General features: G+C 69.9%; 17 protein-coding genes. 5 read left to right on the forward strand and 12 right to left on the reverse strand.

Features of this window, described 5'->3' with window-relative positions:
* Positions 1-340: 340 nt before the first annotated feature.
* The 4 genes from IJH84_RS17885 to nucS all read right to left on the reverse strand — a co-directional run bounded on the left by IJH84_RS17885 (position 341) and on the right by nucS (position 5,329).
* Positions 341-1,861, reverse strand: coding sequence for an aldehyde dehydrogenase family protein (locus IJH84_RS17885; RefSeq protein ID WP_295146497.1), 1,521 nt, complete (start codon positions 1,859-1,861; stop codon positions 341-343).
* 139 nt (positions 1,862-2,000) lie between these two features.
* On the reverse strand, positions 2,001-2,276 hold the full coding sequence (locus IJH84_RS17890) for a hypothetical protein (protein WP_200070292.1): 276 nt from the start codon (positions 2,274-2,276) through the stop codon (positions 2,001-2,003).
* Positions 2,277-2,289: 13 nt separating this feature from the next.
* Positions 2,290-3,972 (reverse strand): sodium:solute symporter family protein, encoded by a 1,683-nt coding sequence (locus IJH84_RS17895; protein WP_295146500.1) that lies wholly within the window; start codon positions 3,970-3,972, stop codon positions 2,290-2,292.
* 697 nt (positions 3,973-4,669) lie between these two features.
* Entirely contained in the window at positions 4,670-5,329 is a 660-nt protein-coding gene (nucS, locus tag IJH84_RS17900; protein ID WP_200070294.1) for an endonuclease NucS, read from the reverse strand.
* A gap of 142 nt (positions 5,330-5,471) precedes the next feature.
* Between nucS and IJH84_RS17905 the strand changes: the two genes are divergently transcribed.
* The 4 genes from IJH84_RS17905 (at position 5,472) to IJH84_RS17920 (ending at position 9,051) form a co-directional block, all read left to right on the forward strand.
* Positions 5,472-6,872, forward strand: a complete 1,401-nt coding sequence (locus IJH84_RS17905; RefSeq protein ID WP_295146503.1) for an amino acid permease — start codon at positions 5,472-5,474, stop codon at positions 6,870-6,872.
* Positions 6,873-6,898: 26 nt separating this feature from the next.
* The gene (locus IJH84_RS17910; protein ID WP_295146505.1) at positions 6,899-7,426 is read left to right on the forward strand and encodes an NUDIX hydrolase; all 528 of its coding nucleotides are present in this window, start codon (positions 6,899-6,901) and stop codon (positions 7,424-7,426) included.
* Between the two features lie 79 nt (positions 7,427-7,505).
* Positions 7,506-8,399 (forward strand): SAM-dependent methyltransferase, encoded by an 894-nt coding sequence (locus IJH84_RS17915; RefSeq protein WP_295146507.1) that lies wholly within the window; start codon positions 7,506-7,508, stop codon positions 8,397-8,399.
* A gap of 13 nt (positions 8,400-8,412) precedes the next feature.
* Positions 8,413-9,051 carry a LysE family translocator gene (locus tag IJH84_RS17920; RefSeq protein WP_200070297.1) on the forward strand — a complete coding sequence of 213 codons (639 nt, stop codon included), beginning with the start codon at positions 8,413-8,415 and terminating at the stop codon, positions 9,049-9,051.
* 104 nt (positions 9,052-9,155) lie between these two features.
* Here the strand turns inward: IJH84_RS17920 and murA are convergent, their stop codons facing one another.
* Complete coding sequence (murA, locus tag IJH84_RS17925; RefSeq protein WP_200070298.1) at positions 9,156-10,412, reverse strand: UDP-N-acetylglucosamine 1-carboxyvinyltransferase; 1,257 nt, start codon at positions 10,410-10,412, stop codon at positions 9,156-9,158.
* Positions 10,413-10,504: 92 nt separating this feature from the next.
* On the opposite strand from murA, the gene IJH84_RS17930 reads away from it, so the two are divergent.
* The gene (locus IJH84_RS17930) at positions 10,505-11,077 is read left to right on the forward strand and encodes a cob(I)yrinic acid a,c-diamide adenosyltransferase (protein WP_200070299.1); all 573 of its coding nucleotides are present in this window, start codon (positions 10,505-10,507) and stop codon (positions 11,075-11,077) included.
* Between the two features lie 13 nt (positions 11,078-11,090).
* Here the strand turns inward: IJH84_RS17930 and IJH84_RS17935 are convergent, their stop codons facing one another.
* The 7 genes from IJH84_RS17935 to atpA form a co-directional block, all read right to left on the reverse strand.
* Entirely contained in the window at positions 11,091-11,573 is a 483-nt protein-coding gene (locus tag IJH84_RS17935) for a GNAT family N-acetyltransferase (RefSeq protein WP_233627362.1), read from the reverse strand.
* The gene (locus tag IJH84_RS17940) at positions 11,570-12,058 is read right to left on the reverse strand and encodes a GNAT family N-acetyltransferase (protein WP_295146511.1); all 489 of its coding nucleotides are present in this window, start codon (positions 12,056-12,058) and stop codon (positions 11,570-11,572) included. Before IJH84_RS17940 ends, IJH84_RS17935 begins: the two co-directional genes overlap by 4 nt.
* Before the next feature lie 111 nt (positions 12,059-12,169).
* Positions 12,170-12,610, reverse strand: a complete 441-nt coding sequence (locus IJH84_RS17945) for a DUF2550 domain-containing protein (RefSeq protein ID WP_307850036.1) — start codon at positions 12,608-12,610, stop codon at positions 12,170-12,172.
* Between the two features lie 28 nt (positions 12,611-12,638).
* Entirely contained in the window at positions 12,639-13,004 is a 366-nt protein-coding gene (locus tag IJH84_RS17950) for a F0F1 ATP synthase subunit epsilon (RefSeq protein ID WP_200070302.1), read from the reverse strand.
* A gap of 295 nt (positions 13,005-13,299) precedes the next feature.
* A complete protein-coding gene (gene atpD, locus IJH84_RS17955; protein ID WP_295146515.1) occupies positions 13,300-14,733 on the reverse strand; it encodes a F0F1 ATP synthase subunit beta in 1,434 nt (477 codons plus the stop codon).
* 1 nt (position 14,734) lies between these two features.
* Complete coding sequence (locus IJH84_RS17960; RefSeq protein ID WP_200070304.1) at positions 14,735-15,652, reverse strand: F0F1 ATP synthase subunit gamma; 918 nt, start codon at positions 15,650-15,652, stop codon at positions 14,735-14,737.
* 11 nt (positions 15,653-15,663) lie between these two features.
* Positions 15,664-16,841: F0F1 ATP synthase subunit alpha (gene atpA / locus IJH84_RS17965; RefSeq protein WP_295146520.1), on the reverse strand; the 1,178-nt coding region annotated here is incomplete at its 5' end.

Consider the following 16,841-nt stretch of genomic DNA (forward strand, 5'->3'; position numbering starts at 1 on the left):
CGGTGCGCACCCGGAGCAGCTCCGGGTGCGCGACGGCCATGCCGTGCAGCGCATCGGCGACCACCGTCGCCGGCTCGTTGATGATCTTCTTCACCGTTCGCCTCCCGGTCCACGTCTTCGCGGCTGTTCCCGCTGCGCCCGCCGACTTCCGCCGCCGATCCCGCACCCCGCCGATTCTCCGCCGCCGTGTCCGCCCGCTCGAAAGGTGCCCGCGAGGCCGTCTTCATCGCATCCGCGCCGCCGGGCGCACGAGGCGCGGCGATGATCGCCGGGCGGGGAACTTACCCAGCCCGGCGCGGCCCGTCGATCGACCGCGCCGCGCCGGCGCCCTGCGGCGCGGTCAACGCCCGCGGGTGGCGCGGATGAGCTGCACGACGTGCCGCACGGTGCGGGAGCCGCGGCTGAAGCTCATCGGGTTCAGCGGCATCTTGAACCGGGTGCGGGTCACCGACTGCGGCCGCGCGAACTCGCGCAGCCCGTCCTCGCCGTGGATGCGGCCGAACCCGGAGTCCCCGACGCCGCCGAAGGGCAGCCCCGGCACCGCGGCGAACGAGATCACCGAGTTGATCGCGACCATTCCGGAGCGCAACCGCCGCGCCAGCTCGGCCCCCCGCGCCCGCGAGAACACGGTGGCGCCGAGCCCGTAGCGGCTGTCGTTGGCCCGCTGCACGCCTTCGTCCGCGTCGCGCACACGCTCCACGACGACGGTCGGGCCGAAGGTCTCCTCGGCGTGCGCGGCGGATTCGGCGGGCACGTCGACCAGCACCACCGGCTCGACGAACGGCGGCCGCACCGAGTCACCGCCGCCGACCAGCGCCCGCCCACCGGCGGCCAGCGCGCCGTCGATGTGCCCGCGGATCACTTCCACCTGCGAGGACATCGTGATCGGCCCCATGTCCGCACTCGGTTCACCACCGGGGCGAAGCTTCTTCGCCCGCGCCGTTAGCAGGTCGGTGAAGCGGTCGGCCACCGCCTCGGCCACGAACACCCGCTCCACGCCGATGCAGGTCTGGCCCGCGTTGGACATCGCGCCCCACAGCGCGGCATCGGCCGCGGCGCGCAGGTCGGCGTCGGTGTCCACGATCAAGGCGTCCTTGCTGCCGCACTCCACCAGCACCGGCGTGAGGGTTTGCGCGCAGCTCGCCATCACCTTCTTGCCGGTCTCGGTGGAACCGGTGAAGGCGACCTTGCCGACGCCGGCCGAACACAGCGCCGCGCCGGTCTCGCCGAAGCCGGTGATCAGCGAGAAGACCGGGTGTTCCGGGACCACTTCCGCGAAGCTGTCCACCAGCCACCGCCCGACGCCCGGGGTGAGCTCGCTGGGCTTGAACACGACCGAATTGCCCGCCGCGAGCGCGTAGGCGATCGAGCCCATCGGGGTGAAGGCCGGGTAGTTCCACGGCCCGATCACGCCGACCACGCCGTACGGCTGGTATTCGACGGTGCAGGCCTGGTTCGCCATCAGCACTCCGGGCGAGACCTTGCGCTTGCCGAGCACCTTCTCGACCTTGTTCGCCGCCCAGTGCAGGTGGTCGATGACCAGCACCAGTTCCAGCCTGGCGTCGTCGAGCGGTTTGCCGGTCTCCGCGCAGATCACCCCGGCGAGCTCGTCGAGCCTGCGCACCAGCTGCACCCGCCACCGGTCGAGCCGCTTCTTGCGTTCGGCGAAGCCCAGCTCGGCCCACCAGCGCCCGGCGGCGCGGGCGGCCTCGACGATCTCGCCGACCTCGGCGGCGTCGTGCACCGGGTGCCGCCCGACGACCTCATCGGTGCGGGGATCGAGCGAGTCGAACATCGGCCGCTGCTGCTCGGCGATGTCGTCGACCGGCGCATCGGCGCCGCCACGGGCGGTCCGGGTCATGAGCTGCCTCCAACCGTCTCAATGGTCGTTGCGATTCGGCAGCCTACGGAATCTTGCGCGCCCGTGGCAGGCTCCAGCGGCACTCCGTGCCTCGGGGGGCGCCTTGGGGTGCCTCGGGCGGTGCTGCGACCGCCTCCCGTCAGCCGTCTTCGCCGGAGTCCGGAGCGGACTCGGTGGCATCCACGACGATCGGCCGCCACCGCACCCACAGGGCGAACAGCGCGGCGAACACCAGCATCCCGACGCCGCTGTAGAGGTTGATGTTCATCCCGGCGGATTTCGCCGTCTCCTCGGGCCCGCCCGTCGCGCCGAGCACCGTGAGCACGATGCCGTACAGGAAGAACAGCGCGGCGATGATCAACCGGATGTCGAAGGCGCCCGCGGTGTGCTTGCGCTGAGGTGTCTCAGTGGCCATGGGTTCCCCTCCGTCAGCCGAAGATGATGTTGAGCGCGATCGTGATCACCAGGACGATCCCGGCCATCAGGCCCGGCCTGCGGAACCAGCCCGCGTCCTCGCCCGAGGTGGACGCCTGCAACGTCGCCCGTGGTGTCAGCGAGTAGACCAGCCCGGTCAGTTCCGCCTCCGGTTTCGGCCGGGTCACCAGGCTCACCAGGACGCTGACCACGATGTCCACCACGAACGCCGTACCGGCACCGACGAAGCTCGCGCCCTGACCCGGCAGGTGCAGCACCTCCGTCTCAGCGAGCCCGAACACCGTCACCGCCGAGATGGTGCCCAGCACCAACCCGAGCCAGCCCGCCGTCGGGGTCATCCGCTTCCAGAACATGCCGAGGATGAACGTGGCGAACAGCGGTGCGTTGAAGAACGAGAACAGCTGCTGGAGGTAGTCCATCAGGTTCTCGTAGCCGGCGGCGATGAACGCGGTGCCGATCGCCACGACGGTCGCGCCGACGGTGACCCAGCGGCCCATCTGCAGGTAGTACTGGTCCGGCTTGTCCTTGACGACGTACGCCTGCCAGATGTCGTAGGTGAACACCGTGTTGAACGAACTCAGGTTCGCGGCCATGCCCGCCATGAACGAGGCCAGCAGCCCGGCCAGCGCGACGCCCAGGATGCCGTTGGGCAGCAGGTCCCGCATCAGCAGCAGGAGCGCATCGTTGTAGTCGACCCCGCCCTGCCCGGTGGCCTTGAACGCGACCATGTCCTGCACCGCCACCCCGGCGATCATGCCGGGGATGATGACGATGAACGGGATCAGCAGCTTGGGGAAGGCACCGATGATCGGCGTGCGCTGGGCCGCGGACATGCTCTTGGAGGCCATCGCGCGCTGCACCTCGACGAAGTTCGTCGTCCAGTAGCCGAAGGCGAGCACGAACCCGAGACCGAACACGACGCCCAGCGCGCTCAGGAAGCTGTTGGTGAACCCGGTCAGCTCGGTGGCCGGCCACGCCGAGAGCTGTTCCGGCCCGCCGGGACTGGCGCTGACCCGGTCCATCAGGCCCTGCCAGCCGCCGACCTTGCGCAGCCCGACCAGCGTCAGCGGCAGCAGCGCCGCGACGATCACGAAGAACTGCAGCACCTCGTTGTAGATCGCCGCGGACAGCCCGCCGAGTGCGGTGTAGGTGAGCACGATCACGGCGGCCACCAGCACCGACGCCCACAGCGGCCAACCGAGCAGCACGTTGACGATGCTGGCCAGCAGGTACAGGTTCAGCCCCGCGATGAGCACCTGGGCGACCGCGAAGCTGATGCCGTTGACCAGGTGGGCGGGCTTGCCGAAGCGGCGCAGCATGAATTCGGGAACGCTGCGGACCTTGGAACCGTAGTAGAACGGCATCATCACGATGCCGAGGAACAGCATCGCCGGTACCGCGCCGACCCAGAAGTAGTGCATCGTCGGCATGCCGTACTCGGCGCCGTTGGCGGACATGCCGATGACCTCGACCGCCCCGAGGTTGGCCGCGACGAACGCCAGGCCGGTCACCCACGCGGGCAGCGCCCGGCCGGACAGGAAGAAGTCCAGGCTCGTGGACACCGAGCGGCGCGCGAGGTAACCGATGCCGAGCACGAACGCGAAGTACACCGCGAGCAGCACGTAGTCGACCGCGCCGGCGTCGAGCCGCAACTGATCTTGGGCTAGCACGCTCACGGCAACCCCACCTCCAGACCCAACAAATTCCAACGCCAATCACCACCCGATCGGTGGCAGACGGACAGTACCGCACAGTGGAACCGCTCACACCGGTCCGATACCAATTCGTTGAACGTCGCCCGACCGGACAACGAACACTCCGCCGAGCAGCGGAAACCGTGACGGTCAGTCAGCCTCGCGGCCGCGTCTGCGACACGCAGCCGCCGCTCGGGAGCGCGTTGGCCCGAAGCGGCCGCGCATGACCACCACACAGGAGAAAACGAAAATCAACCGGGGCGGCCAGGACTCCGCGCGCGAGCCATCGGCCAGCCTCCGGCACACCGCGAACGGCGAGGTGAACAACGCCCAGCCGGAGCGGCGCGAACGAACGGCACGGGTAGGTCGTCGAGCGCCGCACCCGAGCACGACGGGGCGAAGGCTCGAAGCTGAGCAGGCGATGATCCGGCGAGCTTGGCGGGCGGAAACCCCGCGGCCGAGCAGTGCGGAGCCGGGCGGTGCAGGGCCGGGGAGGGCGAAGCCGGGAGCCCAGAGCCCAGGCCCCCAGGAGCCGGGGCCCCAGGAACCGGGGCCCCAGGAACCGGGGAGCGGGAAAGCATCGAAGACGTGATCATGCCTTCCAGTCTTGCCCGCCCGGGCAAGAAAATCATCACTCAGCCGAGCGAACTTCTGTTCGAAAACTCCGCCCGGCGGCGGTTCAGAACAGCCGGAACTCGTCCGGCTCGATCCCGCGCAACTGGTCGTAGTCCAGTGTCACGCAACGGATTCCGCGGTCCGCGGCCAGCGTCCGCGCCTGCGGCTTGATCTGCTGCGCCGCGAACACCCCGCTGACCGGCGCCAGCAGCGGATCCCGGTTGAGCAGTTCGAGGTAGCGGGTCAGCTGCTCGACCCCGTCGATCTCCCCGCGCCGCTTGATCTCCACCGCCACGCTGGTGCCGTCGGCATCCCGGCACATCAGGTCCACCGGCCCGATCGCGGTCGGGTATTCGCGGCGCACCAGCGACCAGCCGTCGCCGAGCGTGCCGACGTGCTCGGCCAGCAGCTCCTGCAGGTGCGCCTCCACGCCGTCCTTGACCAGGCCGGGTTCCGGGCCGAGCTCGTGCCTGCTGTCGTGCAGCACCTCTTCGAGGGTGACGACCAGCTTCTCCCCCGCCTTGTTCTGCACCGTCCACAGCCCCGGGTCCTCGATCAGCCAGCACGGCGGGCTCATCCAGTTCAGCGGCTTGTAGGCGCGGTCGTCGGAGTGCACCGAGACCGAACCGTCGGCCTTGACCAGCAGCAACCGCTGGGCCATGGGCAGATGCGCGGTGAGCCTGCCGACGTAGTCGACCTTGCAGCGAGCGATGACGAGACGCACTCGGCACAGGGTACGGGCGCTGATCGGGAAGTCGAGAAGCCGCCTCGGCGTGGCTGGATCCGGCGTCGCTGGGGCCGGCATCGCCGGATCCGGCGTCGACTCCCGGTGGATCACCAGCGATGAGCGGCTACCGTGCCTGCTCGTGTCCTACGTCCAGTTGTTCACCCGCGTAAAGCCCGCCGAGCGGATCGCCGACGACGGCTCGCACACGCCGCTCAAGCGCAGCCTGGGCCTGATCCCGCTGATGGCGCTGTCGGTGGGCGCCACCCTGGGCACCGGGATCTTCGTGGTGCTGGCGGAGGCGGCGCCCGCGGCAGGCCCGGCCGTGGTCGTCTCGTTCGTCCTGGCCGGGCTCGCCGCGCTGTGCTCGGCGCTGTCGTACGCGGAGCTCGCGGGCAGCGTGCCGGTCTCCGGTTCCGCCTACTCCTACGCGTACGCGACGCTGGGTGAGCTGGTCGCGTGGATCTGCGGCTGGTGCCTGCTGCTGGAGTACGGCGTCTCGGTGGCCGCGGTGGCCGTGGGCTGGGGCGGCTACCTCAACGAGTTCTTGCGCGGCACGGTCGGCGTGACCGTTCCGGATGCGCTCTCGGCGCCACCGGGCGAGGGCGGCGTGGTGAACGTCCCGGCCATGGTCGTGGTGCTGCTGGCCACGGCGGTGCTGATGCTGGGCGTGCGGGAGAGCGCGGCGGTCACCACGTTCACCACGCTGCTGAAGATCGCCGTGCTGGTGTTCTTCGTGTGCGTGGCGCTGACCGCGTTCCGCTCGGAGAACATGACGCCGTTCGCGCCGATGGGCGTCGCCGGTGTCTCGGCCGGAGCCTCGGCGGTGTTCTTCTCGTTCATCGGCTTCGACGCCGCGTCCACCGCGGGCGAGGAGGCGCGCAATCCGAAGCGGGACCTGCCGCGGGCGATCATGCTGTCGCTGGCGGTGGTCACCGCGATCTACGTGCTCGTCGCGTTCGCGGCGGTCGGCGCGGTCGGCACGGACGTGCTCGGCTCTTCGGAGGCTTCGCTGGCCACCGCGTTGCAGCTGGTCACCGGCCAGGGCTGGGCGTCGGTGCTGCTCGCGTTCGGCGCGGTGCTGGCGATCGCCACGGTGGTGCTGACGGTGCTGTACGGGCAGACCCGCATCCTGGTCTCGATGTCCCGCGACGGACTGATGCCTGCGCGGTTGTCGAAGGTGAACGCGCGATCGGTGCCCGCGTTCAACACCTTGCTGGTGGGCGCGCTGGTCGCGCTGCTGTCCGGGCTGGTGCCGCTCAACGAACTCGCCGACGCCACCAGCATCGGCACGCTGGTCGCGTTCGGCATCGTCAACGTGGGCGTGGTGGTGCTGCGCTACCGCAGGCCGGAGCTGGAGCGGACGTTCCGGACTCCGCTGATGCCGTGGCTGCCGATGGCGGGCGTGGCCTTGTGCTGCTACCTGATCCTCGGCCTGTACGGCGTGACCTGGGTGGTGTTCGGGTTCTGGACCCTCGCCGGGCTGGTGCTGTACCTGAGCTACGGCATCCGCCGCTCGAAGCTGAACCGCGTGCAACGCTGAGCCCCGGGCGCGGGAACATTGCCACCATGCACAGGACGAGCACCCGCGAGGTGTACGCCAACCCCTGGATGACCGTGCGCGAGGACGGCGTCCGGCGCCCCGACGGTTCGGACGGGATCTACGGCGTCGTGGACAAACCGGACTACGCGCTGGTGATCCCGCTGGACGGCGACCGGCTGCACCTGGTCGAGCAGTTCCGCTACCCGCTCGGCCTGCGGCGCTGGGAGTTCCCGCAGGGCACCGCGCCGGACCGGGCCGAGGTCGACGGGCCGGAGCTGGCCGCGCGGGAGCTGCGCGAGGAGACCGGCCTGCGCGCCGAGCGACTCACCGTCCTCGGATCGCTCGCTGTGGCGCCGGGTCTGTCCAGCCAGCGCGGGCGGGTTTTCCTGGCCACCGGGCTCACCCCGGGAGAGCACGAACGTGAGGCCGAGGAGCAGGACATGCGCGCGGGCCGGTTCGGGCGCGCGGAGTTCGAGCGGATGATCCGCGGCGGAGAGATCACCGACGCGCAAACGATCGCGGCCTATCAACTGCTGCGATTGCACGAAGGCTGAGCCCCAAAACGAACCCGCCGGTCGGAAACGGGCCGCTAATTCCACGAGAACGCCGGATCCGGTTGGCAAAAGTTGATCAGTGCGCGACGATGCGGCGGACGGCAGCCATGATCAGCGAGGTGTCATCCCGGTGCACAGCAGGCCGAGCTGGAGTCCCGTCCGTGCGGACCTGAGCAAGCCCAGCGCGGCCCGCGTCTACGACTACCTGCTCGGCGGTTCGTCGAACTTCGCGATCGACCGCGATTTCGCGCACCGCGCGTTGGAGATCTTCCCGGGGGCACGCGAATACGCGCGGCTGAACCGGTTGTTCCTGCAACGCGTGGTGCGCTACTACGTCGCCCGCGGAATCCGCCAATTCCTGGACATCGGTTCCGGAATCCCGACCGTCGGCGCCGTGCACGAGGTGGCCCAGCGGCTCGCCCCGGAATCGAAGGTCGTCTACGTGGACAACGAAGCGGTCGCGATCGCGCACAGCCAGCTGATGCTGCAGGGCAACGAGCGCGCCGCGATCGTGCAGGCCGACATGCGCGACCCCGAGCAGCTGTTCCGGATCCCGGAGCTGTCCGGAACGCTCGACGCCGCCGAACCGATCGGCGTGCTGATGCTCGCGATGCTGCACTTCGTACCGGACGAGCAACATCCCGCGGAACTGATCGCGCGCTACCGGGACCTGCTCGCGCCCGGCAGCTACCTGGCGCTCTCCCACGGCACCGACGAGGACCTTCCGGAGGTCACCGAACTCGGCGAGCTCTACCGCGACACCTCCACCCCGGCCACGCTGCGCGGCAGGCGGCAGCTCACCGAGATGATGTCCGGTTTCGAGCTGCTCTCGCCGGGCGTCGTGTTCGCCCCGGAATGGCGCCCGGAATCCGCGGAGGACGTCGGACCGGATCCGCAGCGTTCGGTCTGCTACGCCGCCGTGGGCCGGAAACCGGGAGTGAGCGATCTCGCAACCGAAGCCGGGGATGGTTGATTAGGCTTCCGTCGTGCCCGCTCAACTCCTGCCGTTCCTGCTGGTCGTCGTCGTGGTGACGCTGATCCCGGGGCCGGACACCGCACTTGGCCTGCGCAACAGCCTGCGTGCCGGGACGACGGGCATGTGGTGGACCGGCCTGGGGTGCTGCGCCGGACTGCTGGTGCACGCGGTGATCTCGGTGCTGGGCCTGTCGGCGCTGCTGGCGGCCTCGGCGACCGCTTACCTGGCGGTCAAGGTCGCCGGTGCCGCCTACCTGGTCTGGCTGGGCGCGAGCACCTTGTGGAAGAGCTGGCGGGACCGGCACCGGGCCGTGGAACCGGTCGCCGAAACCACCGGTGGCGAACCGCTGACCCGGCTCGCGGCGTTCCGCCAGGGGCTGGTGAGCAACGTGCTCAACCCCAAGATCATCGTGCTGTTCCTGACGCTGCTGCCGCAGTTCATCTCGCCAGGAGAGCCGCGCGCGTGGACCTCGCTGGCGCTGACGCTGGCGTTCGTCGCGGTCGCGGTCGTCTACTGGCGGCTGGCTTCGTGGCTGGTCGGCGGCCTGCGGCAGCTGCTGACGCGGAAGCGCGTGCAGCTCGCCCTGGAGCGCGTGATGGGCGCCGTGATGGTCGGGTTCGGCCTGCGGATGGTGTTCGCCAGCGACTGAGTTCGCGACTGGCAGGCTCCCGGGCGAACGGTCCGTTCGACCAATCCAGTGCGACGAACAGGTCGTTCACTCGGCTCGAGCACCGTTGCGCGAGCAGGCGGCCCTCAGTCGGTGACGCGCTCGATGTGCGCGCCAAGACCGCGCAGGTTCTCCACGAAGTTCGGGTAACCGCGGTCGATGTGGAACACGTCCCAGACCTCGGTGGTTCCGTCCGCGCACAACCCGGCCAGCACCAGGCCCACGCCGGCGCGGATGTCCGAGGCCCAGACCGGCGCGCTGGAGAGCCGGTCCAGCCCGCGCACCACCGCGTGGTGCCCGTCCGTGCGCGCATCGGCACCCATCCGCACCAGTTCCTCGATGAACCGGAACCGGGACTCGAACAAGTTCTCGGTGATCATCGAGGTGCCGTCGGCGACGGCGGACAGCGCCAGCGCCATCGGCTGCAGGTCGGTGGCGAACCCCGGGTACGGCAGCGTCACGTAGTCCACCGCCAGCGGGCGCTGGTCGGCCACCACGCGGAATTCCTCGTCCCCGGTGGTGATCTCCGCGCCCGCGCTGCGCAGCTTCTCCAGCACCAGGTTCACGTGCTGCGGGTCCACTCCGCGCACGGTGATGTCCCCGCGCGTGGCCACCGCGGCGAACGCCCAGGTCGCGCCGACGATGCGGTCACCGATCACGCGGTGCTCGACCGCCTTCAGCGAGGAGACGCCGTGCACGGTCAACGTCGAGGTTCCCGCGCCTTCGATCTTGGCGCCCATCTGCTGCAGCATCACGCACAGGTCGACGATCTCCGGCTCGCGCGCCGCGTTGTCGATCATGGTGGTGCCTTCGGCCAGCACCGACGCCATCAGGATGTTCTCGGTGGCGCCCACGCTCGGGAAATCCAGCCAGATCTGCGCGCCGTGCAGGTTCTCGGCCTCGGCCACCACCGCGCCGTGCTCGATGTGGCTGGACGCGCCCAGCAGCCGCAGTCCGTTCTGGTGCATGTCCAGCGGGCGCGAGCCGATCGCGTCGCCGCCGGGCAGGGTCACCACCGCGCGGCGGCACCGCGCCACCAACGGCCCGAGCACGCACACCGAGGCGCGCAGCTTGCCCATCGACGGCGAGATCGCCTCGTGGCTGATCTCGGCGGGCGTGGTGATGTGCGCGCTGCTGCCGTCCACGACCACTTCGCAGCCCAGGCTGCGCAGCACGTCCCCCATCAACGGGACGTCCAGGATCTCCGGGCAGTTGGTGATCGTCGTGGTGCCCTCGGCCAGCAGCGCGGCCGCCATCAGCTTCAGCACGCTGTTCTTCGCGCCGACCACGTCGACCGCGCCGGTCAGCCGCGCCCCGCCGTGCACGCGGAAGTGCTCACTCACGAGCAGCAGGTTACGGCCCGGCGGCGGCTCCGCGGGGGGCGGGTGCGCCAAGCCGGTGCCGAGCCGGGCGGCGACTGCCTAGGCTGTGCCGCATGGCTGTGCACCTGACGAAGATCTACACGCGGACCGGCGACGCGGGCACCACCCGGCTCTCGGACAACTCGGAAGTGCGCAAAACCGATCCGCGGCTGATCGCCTACGCCGACGTGGACGAGACGAACTCGGTGCTCGGCGTGGCGCTGGCCACCGCCACGTTCGGCGACGACGTCGCCGACGTGCTGCGGTCGGTGCAGAACGACCTGTTCGACGTGGGCGCGGACCTGTCCACCCCGGTCGCCGAGAATCCGCAATTCCCGCCGCTGCGCGTCACCCAGCCCTACATCGACCGGCTGGAAGGCTGGTGCGACGAGTACAACGCGAAGCTGCCGAAGCTGAACTCGTTCATCCTGCCCGGCGGAACCCCGGGCGGTGCGCTGCTGCACCAGGCGCGGTGCGTCGCGCGGCGCGCGGAACGAGCCGCCTGGGAGTTGCTCGAGCAGGACGGTGAGCGCACCGCCGAGCTCCCGGCGAAGTACCTCAACCGGCTCTCCGACCTGCTGTTCATCCTGGCGCGGGTGGCGAACCCGGATGGCGACGTGCTCTGGCGCCCCGCCGGCAACGCCTGAGCCGCCGAACCGTTCAGAGCGTCTTGGTGAAAAACAGCGCCGACGGGTCGTCGCCGTAATGCCCGTACGGCGGAATCGGGACGTAACCGGCGGAGCGGTACAACGCGATGGCCTCCGGCTGGTGCACGCCCGTCTCCAGCAGGATTCGGACGTGCCCGGCCGCGGCGGCACGCTTTTCCAGCTCGGCGAGCATCAGCCGGGACAGCCCGTGCCCGCGCGCGTCCGGCGGCACGTACATCCGCTTCAGCTCCGCACCCCGCAGGCCGTCGGCGTCGACCGTCCGCCACGCCCCCGATGCCACCGCCCGGCCCTCGCGGTACCCGACCAGGAAAGCGCCGTTCGGCGCCTGGAACTGCGCGGCCTCGACGACGTCGCCGTCCGGCCCGCCGTACCGGACCACGTACTCCTGCTGGAGTTCGGCGACCAGCCGTTGCGCGTCCGGGTGCCCGTAGCCAACTTCCTCGATCCGCACCCCGACGAGCTTACGTGCGGTCAATCGAGGGCTTTCTCGAACCAGTGGCGGGCGTATTCGTTGTCGTTGTAGGCGGGGATCTCCGCGTAGCCCGCCGAGCTGTACAGCCCCCTGGCTTCGTTCAGCTCCGCAGCGGTGTCCAACCGGACGGTGCGGCAACCGAGATCGCGGGCGCGCTGCTCCAGCTCCCGCAGCAACCGCCGGCCCGCGCCCAACCCCCGCAAGGCCGGGGAGATCCACATCCGGCGGATCTCCGCGATGCCGTGCTCGGCACGCACCGCGCCGCACCCGCTCACCCGTCCATCGCCGTCGCGGACCAGCAGGAAGCAACCGTGCGGCGGATCGAAGTCACCGGGCGCGGGCGGTGCGGCCTTGCCCGGGTCGAAACCGGCCGGGAACCGTTCGCGCAGCTCGTCGATGTAGCACTGCAATGCCACCGCGGCGTCCGCGCCGTCGATCGGCTCCGGGGTGATGGACAACGCTCGCTGCTCAGTTGATGCGTCCTGCACGCGGCCCAGTCTCGCCCGGCGGCGGACTCCAGCGCCAGCAACTTTGCGGCGGTCCAGGCCACGAAAAACGCGCCCCGGTTCACCGAGGCGCGTCGCGAACGCGGTACCTGTTCAGGAAGCCCAGGGCACCGAATGGCCGGGCGGTGCGGACTCCAGCCAGGACAGGAATCCGGTGAGCGCGTCGGCACCCATCGCCACCTCGAGCTCCAGCCCGTTCTGCCGCGTCAGGTGCAGCACCGTCGACGCCTGCGGCAACGTGTAGGACTCGGCCAGCGACGGCTCCCGCCGCGCGGTGATCTCCACGTCCCCGCGGTTGATCATCCAGTTCGGACCGGAGCGCAGGCTCAGCACCCGGTACCAGGTGAACTCCTCACCGCGGTACTGGGCGACGCCGAGGTGCCAGCCGCGGGCTCCTTCACCGGTGCGCGTGCGCAGCGCCACGTCGATCCCGCCCGCGCGCAGCTGGAGGATCCGCCGCCGCGCGATGAACAACGCGCTCAGGCCGACCACCAGCAGGAGCAGTACCAGCCCTGCACCGGCCAGAGACCACACGCCCGCGGAGCCCATCTGCAGCGGCCCGTCAGGCGGAGTGCCCCGCCGCGCGCAGTCGGCTCAGCGCCCTGGTCTTGGCCTCTTCGTCGTCGCCCTTGGCCTCTTCGCGGGCACGCGCGACGTCGACCTCCTGGGCCAGTTCCGCGGACTCCGCCAGCACACTCACCCCGTCGGCGGTCACGGACAGGAACCCGCCCTGCACCGCTGCGGTCACCGTGTCCTGGTCGGACGTCGTGATCTTGACGACGCCGCCCTCCACCAGCTGGCCGAGCATCGGCTCGTGGTTCGGCAGGATGCCGATCTCACCCTCGGTCGTCTGGGCCACCACCGCGGTCGCTTCACCGGACCACAGGCGGCGCTCCACGGCGACCAGTTGGACGGACATGTTGGCCACGCGCGTCTCCTTCGTCAGGTGTACCGCCCGCAGTCTAGCGGGCGGCGGACGGGTGTTCTCCGAAGGGCCGAACAGGGGCGATCCGCGGTGCGGGCCGCCACCGGGCGAGCACACCCGGTCGATCGCGAACGACTTCCGGTTTGTTTCACCAGCGCGCGAACCGGGGCAGCACGGCCTCGCGGCCCGATCGCCGAAGCACTCCGGCGTCAGCAAAAGGTCGGGATCCGACGAGGACCCCGACCCGCTGCCGCCGGAAGATCCCCGCCGTCGACCGCGGTCGCGGCGGGGACCGGACTCACTTCTCGGTGAGCTTCTTGTTGGCCTGCTCGAGGTCCTCCAGACCACCGATGGACAGGAACGCCTGCTCCGGGTAGTGGTCGAAGTCGCCCTTGCAGAGCTTGTCGAACGCCTCGATGGTCTCCTTCACCGGCACGAAGGAGCCCTCCTGGCCGGTGAACTGCTTGGCCACGTAGAAGTTCTGCGACAGGTAGCGCTGGATGCGCCGCGCCCGCTGCACCGTCACCTTGTCCTCTTCGGACAGTTCGTCCATACCGAGGATGGCGATGATGTCCTGCAGCTCCTTGTACTTCTGCAGGATCCGCTTGACCTCCTGGGCCACCCGGTAGTGCTCGTCCCCGACGATCGCCGGGTCCAGCACGTTGGAGCTGGAGGTCAGCGGGTCCACCGCCGGGTAGATGCCCATCTGGGAAATCGGGCGGGACAGCTCCGTGGTCGCGTCCAAGTGCGCGAACGTGGTCGCCGGCGCCGGGTCGGTGTAGTCGTCCGCGGGCACGTAGATCGCCTGCATCGAGGTGATCGAGTTGCCGCGGGTGGAGGTGATCCGCTCCTGCAGCTCACCCATCTCGTCGGCCAGCGTCGGCTGGTAGCCCACCGCGGAAGGCATCCGGCCCAGCAGGGTGGAGACCTCCTGGCCGGCCTGGGTGAACCGGAAGATGTTGTCGATGAACAGCAGCACGTCCTGGTTCTGGACGTCGCGGAAGTACTCCGCCATGGTCAGCGCCGACAGGGCCACCCGCATACGGGTCCCCGGCGGCTCGTCCATCTGGCCGAAGACCAGCGCGGTGTCCGCCAGCACGCCGGACTCGCTCATCTCCACCCAGAGGTCGTTGCCCTCACGGGTGCGCTCGCCGACACCGGCGAACACCGAGGTGCCGCCGAAGTTCTTCGCGACGCGGCGGATCATCTCCTGGATGAGCACGGTCTTGCCGACACCGGCACCGCCGAACAGGCCGATCTTGCCACCCTGCACGTACGGGGTGAGCAGGTCGATCACCTTGATGCCGGTCTCCAGCACCTCGGTCTTGCCTTCGAGCTGGTCGAACGCCGGCGGGTTCCGGTGGATCGTCCAGCGCTCGGCGTCCGCGCCGTAGCCGGGCTCGTCCAGGCAGTGGCCGAGGGCGTTGAACACGTGGCCCTTGACGACATCGCCCACCGGCACCGAGATGCCCGCGCCCGAGTCGGCCACCGTCACGCCCCGCACCAGGCCCTGGGTCGGCTGCATCGAAATGGTTCGCACGACGCTGTCGCCGAGGTGCTGGGCGACCTCCAGCGTCAGCGTCGTGGCCATGCCCTCCGCGGTGATGTCCACGGTGAGCGCGTTGTTCAGGTCGGGCACCTGGTCGCGCGGGAACTCGACGTCCACGACCGGGCCGAGGACCCGGACGACGCGGCCGGTGCCAGTAGCCGTGCTAGTGGCAGTCGCAGTCATGTCACTCACTTCCTGCTGACGAGAGCGCCTCGACACCACCGACGATCTCGCTGATTTCCTGGGTGATCTGGGCCTGCCGGGCCTGGTTGGCCTCCCGGCTGAGGTTGCGGATCAGTTCGTCCGCGTTGTCCGTGGCGGCCTTCATCGCGGTGCGCCGGGCCGCGTAGACCGAAGCCGCCGCATCCAGCAGCCCGGCGAACAGCCGGGTGTTGATGTACTTCGGCAGCAGCGCCTTGAACAACGTGTCCGCGTCCGGCTCGAAGTCGTAGACCGACCGCGGCTTCTTCGGGTCCTCGGAGTACTCGACCTCCAGCGGAGCGATCCGGGTGACCGTCGGCTTCTGGGTCAGCATGGACACGAACTCGGTGTGCACCAGGTGCAGCTCGTCCACACCCGGCGCGCCGCCGTCGCCGTCCGGGGAGTCGCCCGAGCCCGCCAGGAACGCCCTGACCAGCGTCTCCCCGACGTCGGCCGCGTCCGAGTAGGCAGGCTTCTCGGCGAAGCCCGCCCAGCTGCCCGCGATCTCCCGCTGCCGGAACCGGTAGTACGCGTCGCCCTTGCGGCCGATCACGTACAGCACCGGGGTCTTGCCCTGCTCCCGCAGGAGGCTCTGCAGCTCCTCGGCCGCGCGCAGCACGTTGGCGTTGTAGCCGCCGCACTGACCGCCGTCACTGGTGACCACGAGCACCGCGGCCCGCTTCGGTTCGCTGCGCTCGACCAGCAGCGGGTGGTCCAGCGTGCTCGCCCCGGCCAGTTCGGACACGGCCTTGGTGATCTCGGCCGCGTACGGCCGCGAAGCGTCCACCCGGGCCCGCGCCCGCGTGATGCGGGAGGTGGCGATCAGTTCCTGCGCCTTGGTGATCTTCCGGATCGACTTGACCGACCGGATCCGGTCTCGCAGTTCTCGCAGTTGCGCCATGAGCTACCCGGTCACTTCTTCGGGGCGGGCTTGTTGACCTGGACGGTTTCCTGGCCCACCGCGTTCGCGTCCATCGCGTCGGCCTCGGCCTCCGCGGTGACCGCGGAACCGTCGGCGGCGGTGAACTGCTTCTTGAACTCCTCGACCGCGTCCACGACGATCTGCTGGCCGTCGTCGGAGAACTTCTTGGACTCCACGATGTCCTTGAGCACCGACTCGTGGGTGCGGCGCAGGTAGGCGAGGAACTCGTTCTCGAAGCGCTGCACGTCGGCCGCCGGCACCGTGTCCACGTGGCCCTGGGTGCCGAGGAACAGCGAGACGACCTCTTCCTCGACCGGCATCGGCTCGCCCTGGCCCTGCTTGAGGATCTCCATCAGGCGGGCACCGCGGTCGAGCTGCGCCTTGGACGCCGCGTCGAGGTCGGAGGCGAACGCGGAGAACGCCTCCAGCTCGCGGAACTGCGCCAGGTCGATCTTCAGCGAGCCGGTGACGTTCTTCATCGCCTTGATCTGCGCGGAACCGCCGACGCGGGACACCGAGATGCCGACGTCGATCGCGGGGCGCTGACCGGAGTTGAACAGGTCCGACTGCAGGAAGCACTGGCCGTCGGTGATGGAGATGACGTTGGTCGGAATGTAGGCCGACACGTCGTTGGCCTTGGTCTCGATGATCGGCAGCCCGGTCATCGAACCGCCGCCCATGTCGCTGGAGAGCTTCGCGCAGCGCTCCAGCAGCCGGGAGTGCAGGTAGAACACGTCGCCCGGGTACGCCTCGCGGCCCGGCGGGCGGCGCAGCAGCAGCGAGATCGCGCGGTAGGCCTCGGCCTGCTTGGTGAGGTCGTCGAACACGATCAGGACGTGCTTGCCCTGGTACATCCAGTGCTGGCCCAGCGCGGAGCCGGCGTAGGGCGCCAGCCACTTCAGACCCGGCGAGTCCGAGGCCGGGGCGGCGACGACGGTCGTGTAGGCCGAGGCGCCCGACTCGTCCAGCTGCCGCTTCACGCCGGCGATCGTGGAGCCCTTCTGGCCGATCGCGACGTAGATGCAGCGGACCTGCTTGGCCGGGTCGCCGCTGTCCCAGTTGCCCTTCTGGTTGATGATCGTGTCGACCGCGACCGTGGTCTTGCCGGTCTTGCGGTCGCCGATCAGCAGCTGCCGCTGGCCGCGGCCGATCGGGGTCATCGAGTCGA

Origin of the sequence: Saccharopolyspora sp. (genome assembly GCF_017434145.1) — a bacterium.
Classification (GTDB): Bacteria; Actinomycetota; Actinomycetes; order Mycobacteriales; family Pseudonocardiaceae; genus Saccharopolyspora_C; species Saccharopolyspora_C galaxeae.